This is a genomic window from Acidovorax sp. GW101-3H11, from assembly GCF_001633105.1.
Lineage (GTDB): Bacteria > Pseudomonadota > Gammaproteobacteria > Burkholderiales > Burkholderiaceae_C > Acidovorax.
The window spans coordinates 176,685-188,406 of the sequence record NZ_LUKZ01000025.1; the positions used below are offsets into that span (position 1 = coordinate 176,685).

The window sequence follows — 11,722 nt, forward strand, 5'->3', positions numbered from 1 at the left end:
GCCAGTAACGCCAGCGCTGCCATCTGCCATGGCTGCTGCGGCGGGTTTCTCGATCCTCGTGCCATGGGCTGGGCTCCGTATGTGGCTGGCTTGCGCTCTTTCGTCGGAGGCTGGCGTGCGGGAGGGCGCGTCAAGCGACGGGTCAGTTCTTAACAAATTGTATCTAGTGTCCTGAGTTAAAAATTCATTGAATTGTTTTCCCTGATGGCAATCATTCGTGTAGGGTGTTACACGACGAGGTGGCCATGAGCGGAAGACCAAAGACTCCATTGGTGTTGAGCGCAACGGAGCGAGAGCAATTGATTGCGTTGGCCAAGCGCCGTAAGACCGCGCAGGCCTTGGCCCTGCGCGCGCGCATCGTGCTCGCGTGCGCTGAGGGCCTGGACAACAAGGTGGTGGCAGCGCGCCAGCGGGTCACGCAGCAGACGGTTTCCAAGTGGCGGGGCCGTTTTGTTGAACTGCGCTTGGAGGGTTTGCTGGATGCGCCGCGCCCTGGCGCTCCGCGCACGATTGAAGATGAGCGCGTTGATGCAGTGATCGCCAAGACGCTGGAGTCTGTGCCAGTTGGCGCGACTCACTGGAGTAGCCGCACCATGGCCCGCGCAATGGGCATGTCACAGACGGCTGTGAGTCGAATCTGGCGGGCTTTCGGTTTGCAGCCGCACCGCCAGGAGACGTTCAAACTCTCCAGTGATCCGTTTTTTGTCGAAAAGGTCCGCGACATTGTCGGCCTGTACATGGACCCGCCACTCAAGGCGATGGTGTTGTGCGTGGATGAGAAGAGTCAAATACAGGCATTGGACCGCACACAGCCGATCTTGCCGCTGATGCCGGGCATCCCTGAGCGCAGAACCCACGACTACATGCGCCATGGAACGACGACGCTGTTTGCGGCACTGGACATTGCCACGGGCCAAGTGATTGGAGAGTTACACCGGCGCCATCGCAGCACGGAGTTTTTGCAGTTCCTGCGCTCCATTGAAGCGAATGTGCCAGCCCAGTTGGATGTGCATTTGGTGATGGACAACTACGGCACGCACAAGACCCCTGCGGTCAAGGCATGGTTTGCAAGACATCCCAGGTTCCACGTGCACTTCACGCCAACCTCCGCGTCCTGGCTCAATCAGGTGGAGCGTTGGTTTGCAACCCTGACCGAGAAGTGCATCCGTCGCGGCACACACCGATCGACAAGACAGCTTGAGCAGGCAATCCACCAATACCTGGAGTTGAACAATTCAGATCCCAAACCGTTCGCGTGGGTCAAGTCTGCCGATGACATCCTGGCGAGTATCGAGAGATTTTGTCTGCGAATTTCTAACTCAGGACACTAGCCCGTGGTGCTGATTGCAGCGGATGGGATCGGTGATCTCCCTAGGGGTGCCTTCCAGGAAATAAGCGGAAAGTGCGAGTTGGCGGGTAGCCCAAACAAGCAGAGGCGCGCAGCTCAGTGGTTTGTGGAGAGCGTCTTTGTGAGTGGTCTCCAGTCTTCGCCTTGTTCTCTTGCATGGGCGGCATAAATCAGGCCCCCACGTCGGTACAGCTGGCGCCAGCCAGAGGTGTACAGCAGCACTACGGTGCAGGCAACTCCGAGACAGAGGTTCAGGGGTTTTGACAGCAGTGATTGCCAGGCCCTCGGCGCCAAACAGGCTCAAGTCGTGGGAGCTGCCGTCGCAAGTAAAACGCCCTTCGCGGTCGATGCCTGCGCCAGGCACCCGGGTCCACCTTCAGGGCGCACAGGCCGTCGTGAAAAGGCCGCGTATCTTCAAACCGGGACGGGATCACCACCGCGCCCGCCAGGTCCACGAAACACCAGCGCCCGTCCTCCGGTGCATCCAATTTTCTAAGTGAAAACCCTTGGTTGTCGAAATGCATGTCGAATCTGGCGATCCCCGTTCGTCGTGGTGGATGAGAGCGGCAAAACCTGCCGTCTCACACATTCACTTGTTCACCACCAGAGGAGATAAGCCATGCGATTCATGATTTTGGTCAAGGCCAGCCCCGAGAGCGAAGCCGGCGTCATGCCCGGTGAGGACCTTTTGGCTGCCATGGGTACGTACCACGAAGAACTGGCCCGCGCGGGCGTGCTGCTGGATGGCGTGGGCCTGAAGGCCAGCGCCCAGGGCTGGCGGGTGCGCTACGGCAAAGGGGGCGAGCGCACGGTGGTTGATGGCCCTTTCACTGAAACCAAGGAGCTGCTGGCGGGCTACACGCTGATCCAGGTGCGCTCGCGTGAAGAGGCCATGGAATGGGCGCGCCGCTTTCCTAACCCGCGCGGCGAGGGCCTGGAGGCCGAGATCGAGGTGCGCCCGGTTTTTGAACTGGATGACTTCGCACCCGGCGAGGCCGTGCAACGTTTTCGCGACCTCGACGCTGCGCGTGGCTGAGTGCCGGTGGAACAGGAGAGATCAACATGATCAAGACCATCGCCCTGGTGTTGCTCGCCGCACTGGCCCTGCTGCTGGCCTACGCCGCCACACGTCCTGACACTTTCCGTGTAGAGCGCAGCCGTGTGATTGCGGCCCCGCCCGAGCGGGTCTATGGCCTTATCCACGACCTGCGCCAGTTCAACACCTGGAACCCCTACGAGCGCAAGGACCCGGCCATCAAGGGTGAGTACAGCGCCAATACGGTCGGCCCTGGCGCGCGCTACGCCTGGCAGGGCGACAAGGTAGGCACCGGCAGCATGGAGATCGTGGACGCTACCGCTTCGGCGCGTGTGGCGATGAAGCTCGACTTCGTGGCTCCGTTCGAAGCACACAACCAGGTCGAGTTCACGCTGTTGCCCGAGGGCACCGGCGCCACCCGCGTCACCTGGGCCATGCAGGGCCCGGTGCCTTACCTCGCCAAGATCGCCCACCTGTTCTTCAACATGGACCGCATGGTGGGGCAGGACTTCGAGGACGGCTTGGTCAATCTGCAGACGGTGGCGACAAAGCCAGCGGGCTGAGGATTGACCCACCACCTTTGCAAACGCCCCGTTTCCCTTTACCTTTCAACCCCTTCAGGAGATCCACATGCACCAGCAAATCTTCGTGAATCTGCCCATCGAGAACATGGCCCGATCGCAGGCCTTCTTCCGCGCTCTGGGCTACGAGTTCAACCCTCAGTTCACCAACGACCAGGGCGCCTGCCTGGTGGTGGGCGAGAACCTCTTCGTGATGCTACTAGTCAAGAGCTTTTATCAAACCTTCACCGACAAAACGATTGCCGATGCACGCACCACATCTGAAGTGCTGGTGTGTTTCTCGTGCGGCAGCCGTGCAGAGGTTGATGGCCTGGTGGACAAGGCCGTGGCCGCAGGCGGCACCACCCCCCGCCCTGCGCAGGACCTGGGCTTCATGTACTCGCGCAGCTTTGACGACCTCGATGGTCACACCTGGGAGTTTGTGCACATGGTGGATGCCAGCCAGGCGCTGGGCTGAGAGGGCATGCACGAATCCGCCCTGCCCGACCGCGATGCCCTGCACCGCAGCATTGACTCCGTGTGGCGCATCGAGGCCGCACGCATCATCGCCAGCGTGGCGCGCATGACGCGCGACGTGGGCCGGGCCGAAGAGCTGGCGCAGGATGCGCTCTTGGCCGCGCTGGAGCACTGGCCCACCACCGGCTTGCCCGCCAACCCGGCTGCGTGGCTCATGACCACCGCCAAGCGCCGCGCCATCGACCATCTGCGCCAGCAGGCGCTGCACCAGCGTGAGAACGAGGCGCTGGGCCACGACCTCGAAGCGCTCGAAGCCCAGTACGCGCCCGATGTGGTGGAGACCCTGATGCACGCCGAGCAGGACGACATCGGCGACGACCTGCTGCGCCTGATCTTCACTGCCTGCCACCCGGTGCTGCCCACGGAGGCGCGTGTGGCGCTCACCCTGCGGCTGCTGGGCGGCCTCACCACGGCCGAGATCGCACGCGCCTTCCTGGTGCCCGAGCCCACCGTTGCGCAGCGCATCGTGCGTGCCAAGCGCAGCCTCACGGCCGCGCATGTGCCGTTTGAATTGCCCGGCGCGGCCGAGCGCGCGCCGCGCCTGGCCTCGGTGCTGGAGGTGATCTACCTCATCTTCAAAGAAGGTTATGCCGCCACGGCGGGCGATGACTGGATGCGCCCCGCGCTGTGTGGCGAGGCGCAGCGCCTGGTGCGCGTGCTGGCCAGCCTGGCGCCCGACGAGCCCGAGGTGCAGGGCCTGGTGGCGCTGCTTGAAATCCAGGCCTCGCGCCTGCCCGCACGCACCGACGCGCAAGGCCAGCCCGTGCTGCTGATGGACCAGGACCGTGCACGCTGGGACCAGTTGCTGGTGCGCCGTGGCCTGGCAGCACTCGACAAGGCCGAACAGCTGGCACGCGCAGGCCATGCCTGGGGACCCTATGCACTACAGGGTGCTATTGCAGCCTGCCACGCACGCGCCAGGCAGGCACAGGACACCGACTGGCCCCACATCGTGGCGCTGTACGACGCGCTGCTGCAGGTGGCGCCGTCGCCCGTGGTGGCGCTCAACCGCGCCGTCGCTGTGGGCATGGCCGAAGGGCCGGAGGCCGCACTGGCGCTGGTCGATGCCCTGACAGACGACCCCCTGCTGCGCCACTACCACTGGCTGCCCAGCGTGCGCGGCGATTTGTTGGCCAAGCTGGGCCGGGGGAAGGAGGCACGGGCCGAGTTCGAGCGCGCGGCGGGTCTCACCCGCAACGCGCAGGAAAAGGCGCTGCTGCTGGCCCGTGCCTGCGGCTGACGGCCGGTGTTGCGCCCACCCTCACCCTGCTGCAAGGACACCATCGCTATGCCCCACCCTGCCCCTGAGTACCCACTGGAAGGCGGCTGCACCTGCCGCCATGTGCGCTACCGCCTGTTGGCGCCCCCGCTGTTTGTGCACTGCTGCCACTGCCGCTGGTGCCAGCGCGAAAGCGGCGCGGCCTTTGCGCTCAACGCGATGATCGAGGCCGACCGCGTGGAGCTGCTCGCAGGCACCCCGGCGATGGTGCACACCCCGTCAGCAAGCGGCATGGGCCAGCAGATCGCGCGGTGCCCGCATTGCCAGGTGGCAGTCTGGAGCCACTACGCAGGCGCGGGGCCCGTGATGGCGTTTGTGCGCGTGGGCACGCTGGATGCACCCGACCACCTGCCGCCCGACATCCACATCTTCACGGCCTCCAAACAGCCCTGGGTGGTGCTGCCGCCGGGGGCGCCCGCCGTGGCGGAATATTACGAACGCGAGGGGTTGTGGCCCGCGCAAAGCATCGCCCGTCGCCAGGCGATGCTGCCGCGCATCCAGGCCTACCGTGCGGCTGCAGGGCTCGACCCGGCCTGATGGGGCGTGCCGGGTGGGGGCTCAGCGCCTGCGGCGCTTTTTGATGGTCTGCCCCTGCGGCGTGGCGGCCTTGGGGGCCAGCCCCAGGGCGGCGCGCGCCAGCGTATCGGCCGCGCCATTGCGGTGGCGGGGAATCCACTGGACCTGGGCTTGCGGGAACCGATGCAGTGCCTGGCGTGCTTCGTCAAACAGCGGCGCCAGCCGTGCAATCGGTGCCGTGGGTTGGCCGCCCAGCTGCTCCACCAGCACGCTGTTGTCGCTAAACACCTGCACAGGGTTTGATGCGGCGATGCCCTGTTGCGCCAGCCAGTGCAGCGCCAACATCAGCGCGCGCAACTCGGCTTCGTTGTTGCAGCCGGTGAAGGTGGTGGCTTCGGAGATCTGGTGCTGCACGGTCCCGTCGGGCCCCGTCAGCACCGCCCCCAGGCCCATGCGCCCGGGGTTGGGCCAGGCACTGCCATCGCAGTGGATGACCCAGGCGCCGGGGGCGAGCGGCGCAGCCGCCCGTACAGCGGTCACTTGTAGAACGCTTCGACCTTGCCCTTGATCTTGATGAGCAGCGGCTGGCCCTTGCGGTCCAGCGTCTTGCCGGCGGGCACCTTCACCCAGCCTTCGCTGATGCAGTATTCCTCCACATCAAAACGCTCCTTGCCATTGAGGCGGATGCCGATGTCGTGCTCGAACACGGCGGCCACATGGTGCGGGCTGCGGGGGTTCACCGACAGGTGGTCGGGCAGGGGCGGCTGGGCGGGGGTTGCGGGGGTTGCGGGGGTTGCGGGGGTTGCGGGGGTTGCGGGGGTCTGGGCTTCGGTCATACAGGTCTCAGGAGAAAGAGAAAACGCAAAGCGCGGATTCTCCGGGATTTGGCGGCAACCGGGCGGGCGAAGCCCCTACCGCACAACTGCCCTGCCGTGTTACCGCCCCATCGGCGCCACACCCATCAGCCACGCATGGCCCCAGAACGCAAAGCCTGCCCAGGCCACCAGGCCCACCACCACGGCAGCCCCCGTGCCCGCAGCGCTGCCCGCCGCGTACACCGTGCCCTGCGCCCGGTCGCGCTGGCGTGCGGCGCGAAAGCTCAGCACGGCCCACAGCAAGAAGCTGCCAAACAGCAGCACATCGGCCAGGTTGCCGTTGGACAGCAAATGCGCCAGCGCCCACACCTTCACGCCCAGCACCATCGGGTGGTGCAGCCGGGCCTTGATGGCATTGCGCGGCACATAGGCGGCGGCCAGCAGCACAAAGGCGATCAGCGTGAGCAGCGCCGCCGCGTGCCGCATGCCGATGGGTGGCACCCACAGCACCACAGGCTGCTGCCGCGCCAGGCCATAGCCCCACACGATGAGCGCCAGGCCCACGGCCGACACCAGCGAATACAGCCCCTTCCACGGCATCTCGCCCATGCGCGCCAGCGTTTGTGTGCGCCAGCCATCGGCCACGATGCGCACCGAGTGCACACCCAGAAACAGCACCAGTCCCAAAACCAGAATTCCCATGGCAAAACCTTTCATCGGGGGTTGTTGTGGGCGCAGCCACCTTGTGTGGGGCTGCCGCGGCCCCAGTATGCAAGAAGTTTGAATAAAAAAGGGCTTCTGCGCGCGTCCATCATGCCTTGATAGCTATCGAATTGATAGTATTTATGCAAGGTTTGGCGCACCCTCCACAGGCCCTGGCTAGGCCACCGCATGCTGCGCCAGCAGCGCTCCCACCTTGGGCTTGGCGCAGCGCTGCAGCGTTTGCAGCAGCGCATGGCCGGGCTCGGCCACGCGCCAGCGGGTGCGCAGGTCGTGCTGCATGCGCGCCAGCAGCGCTGCGGCCATCTCGGCATCGGCCAGCGCCCGGTGGGCCTGGCCCGTGCGCGGCAGGCCGTGGTAGTCCACCAGCGTCCCCAGCTTGTGGCTGGGCGCCTGCGGGTACAGCCGCCGCGACAGCAGCACCGTGCACGCAAACGGCTGCGGCGCCTGCAGCCCGGCCAGGGCCAGCTCGGCCTGCCAGAACTTGCTGTCAAACGACGCGTTGTGCGCCACCATGGGCGCATCGCCCACAAAACGCGCGGCGTCCTCCATCACCCCCGCTGCATCGGGCGCCGCGTTCACCATGGCGTTGGTGATGCCGGTAAGTTGGGTGATGAACGACGGAATCCACACCCCGGTTTTCATAAGGCTCTGGAACCGGTCCACCACCTGGCCTTTTTCGAGCAGCACGATCGCCACCTCGGTCGCACGCGCGCCCTGGCCAGGCGAGATACCGGTGGTTTCAAAGTCGATGACGGCGATGGGGGGCATGGAGGGGTGGGCGCGAAAAAGGAGGATTGTGCCGCCGCGCTCGCCTGGGGTTCTGTCGGCATGAATGTGTGGCCTACACTGCCCCACCCATTTTCTGGGTGGATGGAGTGGGCACGCGGTGCCAGTGAATACCAACAAAGAGGTCTATGAAGATTTCACCAATTGCCGTTCGATGGGTACAAAGCCTTCTGCGCATCACCGGTGCCCTTGCTGCCGTGTTCGGCCTGCTTCTGGCGGGCGTGTTGGTGATGACCACCATGCCCGGCAGTTCGCACCGCGGTGCGCTGGCCGCCGCCACCCCCGCGCAGCAAGCGTTGGCGCAGCAGTTGCGCCAGCACGTCACCACCATTGCGGCGCAGGAGCACAACGTGCAGCACCCTGTGGCGTTGGAGGCGGCTGCGAATTACCTGGAGGCGGAGCTGGTGTCGTATGGCTACCAAGTCCAGCGCCAGGAGTTTGTCGCGTCGGGTGTGAAGGTGCGCAATCTGGAGGTCACCATCCCCAGCCAGAATGCGCCCGGCCAGCGCGTGATTGTGGTGGGCGCCCATTACGACTCCGCCCACGAAACGCCAGGCGCCAACGACAACGCCACAGGAACTGCCGCAGTGCTGGCGCTGGCCCAAAGCCTCAAGGATCTCGGCGCAACCGCGCGGTCGGATGTGATGCTGGTGCTGTACACCAATGAAGAGCCGCCATATTTCAGAACCCCGCTGATGGGAAGCCGCCTGCACGCGCAGGCGCTGAAGGCACGGGGCGTGCCGGTGACGGCCATGCTGTCGCTGGAGACCATGGGCTACTTTTCAGACGTTGCCGGGTCTCAAAAGTACCCATGGCCCCTGAATCAGTTCTACCCCACGCAAGGTGACTTCATCGCGTTTGTGGCCACCACCGCTGACCTGGGGCTGGTGCGCACGGTGGTTCGCTCGTTCCGGTCTCACGCTGCATTTCCGTCGGAGGGCATTGCGGCGCCCCGGTTCATCCCGGGGGTCGACTACTCAGACCACGCGGCCTACGTCGACGAAGGCTATCCGGCGTTGATGGTGACGGATACGGCGCCCTACCGTTATCCGCACTATCACACCCGCGAGGACACGCCGGACAAGGTGGATTTCGAGCGACTGGCCCGGGTGGTGCTGGGGCTTGAGGAAGTCATCAAAGACCTTGCGTTGCGGCAGTAAGGCCCTGGCTGTCTCGGGTTCGGCTGCGGTAGCCCTGGCTAGGCGGTGAAGGTGTAGTCCACCGGCATGCTGCGCTCGTACACCGTCTGGCTCGATGCATTTTTCATCAGCAGCTTGAGGCTGTTGACCTTGCAGGGGTCGATGATGGTGAAGTGCTTGTGCACGACGCCGGTTTCGATCTGTCGGCCCATGGTTCCTTCGTAGGTCATGTTGGCCTGCGTTTCGGGGATGACCCAGATGTCCACACCTTCCTCCGCCGTGGTGTTGTATTCGACTTCCACATCGATGCGGGTGCCCGCCTTGACGGTGGCAGGCGATGGAACGGATAGCCGGATGCCGGTGATCTCTGACCCCCGGCCATCGTTCTTCAGCGCTTCGTCAAGCTCAGCCTCTTCGTAGCGGAAGTCAACGGCGACGGCCTGGTTGAACACTTCCACAAAGTCTTTGTTCTTGGCCACGATGGACAGTTCGCGCACGGTGCCCGCCTGCGTCAGGTGCACGCTGCGGCTGATGCGCCCCACGCCCGGGTTCATGCGGTCGTGCGAGCCCTCGTAGATGGAGTCATAGGTGGTGTCCAGGATCTTGACCCAGACAAACAGCGGCTCTCGCGGCGCGCTGTAGCGGTAGTCCAGGGTCGCGGTGATGGGGGTGCCCGCCTGTAACACGCTGCCCGATGGTGGCGAAAGGGTGATGGCGCTGATCCGCAGATTAGTGTGTGTGTTGTCCTGGCGCTTGGCGCGCCGCAGGACGTAGAAGACCACCCCGATGGCGATGAGCCCCGCGATGGTGATGTAGACGTTCTCCATGATGAATTCCCTCCTGTTTTTCTGCTGCGCTCTGGTGTTGGTATGGCGGGGCGGTGCAGGCTCCCGCCAGAATTATGGCGAGGCGGTGCAGGCTCCCGCCAGAATTATGGCGAGGCGCATGGAGGGTAATCACGGGCCAGGATCGGTTTACCCAGGCTTTGCGGGGTCAGTCCCGCGGATGCTCCAGAAAAAACCGCAGCATTTCCTGCGTGGCGTCCACACCGCGTGGGTCGGTGTGGCTGCCCCCCGCGTTGCCACCGGCCCATGCGTGGCCTGCGCCATGCAGCACCCAGTGCTCTGCCACGGCGGGGCGGGGCCGCTTGCTTTCGGTGTCTGCGCCGCCCGCCAGCGAATACACCGTGCGGGTGTAGCCCTGCCCGCTGGCCGAGTGGCCCTGTTGCACGGTTTTCACGGTGGCTGGTGCGCCGCCGGGGGCTGAGGCCAGGGCGCTGAGCGTGGCCTGGATCAATTGCTCGCCGTTGTGGGCGTGCACGGTGGGGTCGGCATCGCCGTGGAACACGATGGTGGGTGGGGGCGGCAGGGTTGGTGTGCTGGCGGTGGGTTGGGTGGTGGCGCCGGGTTTGGCCCCGTTCTTCATCGCCGATAACGCGCCCATCACGTTGTGTGCTGCGCCCGCTTGCAGGCCCGAATGCACGCCCACCGCAGCAAACAGGTCGGGGTATTCACGCCCCAGCAGTGCGGCCATGGCGCCGCCCGCCGATAGGCCCGCCACGTACACGCGCTGCGTATCGACCGCGTGGCGCGCCATCACGTCTTGCACCATGGCTACCAGCAATGCGGGCTCGCCGCTGCCGCGGTGCTGGTCGCCGGGGCGAAACCAGTTCCAGCAGCCGTTGGGGTTGGCGCTGTGGGGTTGCTCGGGGTACAGCACCAGCGCGATGGCGGGCGCAGCGGCCGCGTTCATGCCGGTGCCGGTGGCAAAGTCTTCGGGGTTTTGGGTGCAACCGTGCAGCATCAGCACCAAGGGCATGGGTGCGCCGGCGGCAGCGCCCGGGGGCACATACAGGTGGTAGTGGTGGGGGTTGTGCCGGGTGCCCGACTGTGTGAAGGCGATGCGCGTAAAGCTGCCGGGCGGTTCTGCCTGTGGGGGAGCGGCTTTTGGGGGCGAACCGGGGTGGCTGCGGTCGACGACGATCACGTCTTCAACGTCGGCCTGTGCTCCAAAGCGGCGCCACAGTGGAGCGTTGGCAGGTGCGGGGTTGGGGTCGCCAGGCAGGGCGGTATCCGCGCTGGCGGGGGTCGGCGGGCTGCTGTGGCGCGCCACGGCGCCGCCCAGTGCCTGCTGCAGGGTCCGCGTCGCATCGGCCAGGTGGCCGCTGCGCACCAGTTGGGTGGCTTCGCCCATCAGGTGCTTGAGGTTGGTGTTCCAGTCCATGGGGACTCCTTGTGTGAATGCGCGCAGAGGCGGCACGTTGCGGTCCAGGTCGGACGTGTTCAATGAATGCGCCCCGCCAGCGCGGCTTTGACCTCTGCACTGGCATGGAACGCGCCCAGCACCGTCACCGAAGCGATGGTGGCCTGCGCCAATGCAGGTGGCACGTCGTCGTCGATGCTGGCCAGGCCCAGCACGCGGATCTCCAGTGCCTGGCCGGCCGCCAACACGGCCTCCAGCTCAGCCCGGCCAAAACGCTGCAGCCCGAGCACAAGCATCTTGCGGGCCACCACCTGGCGGACGGCGTCGTTCTGCGCGCTCAGCTGATTGCGGATGGCGGTGCGAATGAAATCGGTGCGGTTGGCGTAAAAGCCTTCAGACACCAGCAGATCGATGTGCCCCAGGTCGACAAAGCCCAGGTTGATGGTGACTTTTTCAGACTCGGGAACCTTGCTTCGCGGGACGATGGGGACGATGTTGTTCATCAACGAAACTCCAAAAAACATCCATATGGATGGTGTATGGATGGTATTTGGATGTCTTTGATCGCTAATCAAGGGCAAGGGAGCAAAGAAAAAGAGCCCGTGGGCTCTTTTTGGATGGGTGTGCTATTGAATATGTAGCTATCAGCGCTTGTTGAATAAGCGCTAGGGAAATCCTGCAAAACCTCGCGAGCAGTCTGATAGATGCAGATCAGTCATGGCATCCTCGCAAGCCATGAAGCAAAGCAGCCTTGAGCTGAACCTGAGCACCAAGAAGACCC

Annotated in this window: 14 protein-coding genes; 7 read left to right on the forward strand and 7 right to left on the reverse strand. The window is 64.8% G+C overall.

All coding sequences use genetic code 11. The annotated features are described in order from the left end of the window. Positions 1 to 245 precede the first annotated feature (245 nt). From A1D30_RS18920 to A1D30_RS18945, 6 genes are all read left to right on the forward strand, one after another. Positions 246 to 1,331 (forward strand): IS630 family transposase, encoded by a 1,086-nt coding sequence (locus A1D30_RS18920; protein WP_063462293.1) that lies wholly within the window; start codon positions 246 to 248, stop codon positions 1,329 to 1,331. 636 nt (positions 1,332 to 1,967) lie between these two features. After that, complete coding sequence (locus A1D30_RS18925) at positions 1,968 to 2,384, forward strand: YciI family protein (RefSeq protein ID WP_063462262.1); 417 nt, start codon at positions 1,968 to 1,970, stop codon at positions 2,382 to 2,384. Between the two features lie 26 nt (positions 2,385 to 2,410). Then, positions 2,411 to 2,947 (forward strand): SRPBCC family protein, encoded by a 537-nt coding sequence (locus tag A1D30_RS18930; RefSeq protein ID WP_063462263.1) that lies wholly within the window; start codon positions 2,411 to 2,413, stop codon positions 2,945 to 2,947. Between the two features lie 67 nt (positions 2,948 to 3,014). After that, positions 3,015 to 3,422, forward strand: a complete 408-nt coding sequence (locus A1D30_RS18935) for a VOC family protein (RefSeq protein WP_063462264.1) — start codon at positions 3,015 to 3,017, stop codon at positions 3,420 to 3,422. 6 nt (positions 3,423 to 3,428) lie between these two features. After that, on the forward strand, positions 3,429 to 4,721 hold the full coding sequence (locus tag A1D30_RS18940) for an RNA polymerase sigma factor (RefSeq protein WP_109790991.1): 1,293 nt from the start codon (positions 3,429 to 3,431) through the stop codon (positions 4,719 to 4,721). A 48-nt stretch (positions 4,722 to 4,769) separates the two neighbouring features. Beyond that, positions 4,770 to 5,297 (forward strand): GFA family protein, encoded by a 528-nt coding sequence (locus tag A1D30_RS18945; protein WP_063462265.1) that lies wholly within the window; start codon positions 4,770 to 4,772, stop codon positions 5,295 to 5,297. Positions 5,298 to 5,318: 21 nt separating this feature from the next. On the opposite strand, the gene A1D30_RS18950 is transcribed toward A1D30_RS18945, so the two are convergent. From A1D30_RS18950 to A1D30_RS18965, 4 genes are all read right to left on the reverse strand, one after another. Continuing rightward, positions 5,319 to 5,816, reverse strand: a complete 498-nt coding sequence (locus A1D30_RS18950) for a ribonuclease HI family protein (protein WP_082836531.1) — start codon at positions 5,814 to 5,816, stop codon at positions 5,319 to 5,321. Beyond that, entirely contained in the window at positions 5,813 to 6,112 is a 300-nt protein-coding gene (locus tag A1D30_RS18955; protein WP_063462266.1) for a DUF3297 family protein, read from the reverse strand. Before A1D30_RS18955 ends, A1D30_RS18950 begins: the two co-directional genes overlap by 4 nt. A gap of 99 nt (positions 6,113 to 6,211) precedes the next feature. Then, entirely contained in the window at positions 6,212 to 6,793 is a 582-nt protein-coding gene (locus A1D30_RS18960; protein WP_063462296.1) for an NnrU family protein, read from the reverse strand. A gap of 177 nt (positions 6,794 to 6,970) precedes the next feature. After that, entirely contained in the window at positions 6,971 to 7,582 is a 612-nt protein-coding gene (locus A1D30_RS18965) for a 3'-5' exonuclease (protein WP_063462267.1), read from the reverse strand. 146 nt (positions 7,583 to 7,728) lie between these two features. Between A1D30_RS18965 and A1D30_RS18970 the strand changes: the two genes are divergently transcribed. Then, on the forward strand, positions 7,729 to 8,760 hold the full coding sequence (locus tag A1D30_RS18970) for a M28 family peptidase (protein WP_063462268.1): 1,032 nt from the start codon (positions 7,729 to 7,731) through the stop codon (positions 8,758 to 8,760). A 38-nt stretch (positions 8,761 to 8,798) separates the two neighbouring features. On the opposite strand, the gene A1D30_RS18975 is transcribed toward A1D30_RS18970, so the two are convergent. The 3 genes from A1D30_RS18975 to A1D30_RS18985 all read right to left on the reverse strand — a co-directional run bounded on the left by A1D30_RS18975 (position 8,799) and on the right by A1D30_RS18985 (position 11,444). Continuing rightward, positions 8,799 to 9,566 (reverse strand): hypothetical protein, encoded by a 768-nt coding sequence (locus A1D30_RS18975; RefSeq protein ID WP_063462269.1) that lies wholly within the window; start codon positions 9,564 to 9,566, stop codon positions 8,799 to 8,801. Positions 9,567 to 9,732: 166 nt separating this feature from the next. Continuing rightward, positions 9,733 to 10,962 (reverse strand): PHB depolymerase family esterase, encoded by a 1,230-nt coding sequence (locus A1D30_RS18980; protein WP_063462297.1) that lies wholly within the window; start codon positions 10,960 to 10,962, stop codon positions 9,733 to 9,735. A 59-nt stretch (positions 10,963 to 11,021) separates the two neighbouring features. Continuing rightward, positions 11,022 to 11,444, reverse strand: a complete 423-nt coding sequence (locus tag A1D30_RS18985) for a hypothetical protein (RefSeq protein WP_063462270.1) — start codon at positions 11,442 to 11,444, stop codon at positions 11,022 to 11,024. Positions 11,445 to 11,722: the final 278 nt, after the last annotated feature.

What these genes read in the sequence shown, in the direction of transcription:
- A1D30_RS18920 (WP_063462293.1), top strand. Translation starts at nt 246, where the DNA reads ATGAGCGGAAGACCAAAGACTCCATTGGTGTTGAGCGCAACGGAGCGA.
- A1D30_RS18925 (WP_063462262.1), top strand. Translation starts at nt 1,968, where the DNA reads ATGCGATTCATGATTTTGGTCAAGGCCAGCCCCGAGAGCGAAGCCGGC.
- A1D30_RS18930 (WP_063462263.1), top strand. Translation starts at nt 2,411, where the DNA reads ATGATCAAGACCATCGCCCTGGTGTTGCTCGCCGCACTGGCCCTGCTG.
- A1D30_RS18935 (WP_063462264.1), top strand. Translation starts at nt 3,015, where the DNA reads ATGCACCAGCAAATCTTCGTGAATCTGCCCATCGAGAACATGGCCCGA.
- A1D30_RS18940 (WP_109790991.1), top strand. Translation starts at nt 3,429, where the DNA reads ATGCACGAATCCGCCCTGCCCGACCGCGATGCCCTGCACCGCAGCATT.
- A1D30_RS18945 (WP_063462265.1), top strand. Translation starts at nt 4,770, where the DNA reads ATGCCCCACCCTGCCCCTGAGTACCCACTGGAAGGCGGCTGCACCTGC.
- A1D30_RS18955 (WP_063462266.1), bottom strand. Translation starts at nt 6,112, where the DNA reads ATGACCGAAGCCCAGACCCCCGCAACCCCCGCAACCCCCGCAACCCCC.
- A1D30_RS18960 (WP_063462296.1), bottom strand. Translation starts at nt 6,793, where the DNA reads ATGGGAATTCTGGTTTTGGGACTGGTGCTGTTTCTGGGTGTGCACTCG.
- A1D30_RS18965 (WP_063462267.1), bottom strand. Translation starts at nt 7,582, where the DNA reads ATGCCCCCCATCGCCGTCATCGACTTTGAAACCACCGGTATCTCGCCT.
- A1D30_RS18970 (WP_063462268.1), top strand. Translation starts at nt 7,729, where the DNA reads ATGAAGATTTCACCAATTGCCGTTCGATGGGTACAAAGCCTTCTGCGC.
- A1D30_RS18975 (WP_063462269.1), bottom strand. Translation starts at nt 9,566, where the DNA reads ATGGAGAACGTCTACATCACCATCGCGGGGCTCATCGCCATCGGGGTG.
- A1D30_RS18980 (WP_063462297.1), bottom strand. Translation starts at nt 10,962, where the DNA reads ATGGACTGGAACACCAACCTCAAGCACCTGATGGGCGAAGCCACCCAA.
- A1D30_RS18985 (WP_063462270.1), bottom strand. Translation starts at nt 11,444, where the DNA reads ATGAACAACATCGTCCCCATCGTCCCGCGAAGCAAGGTTCCCGAGTCT.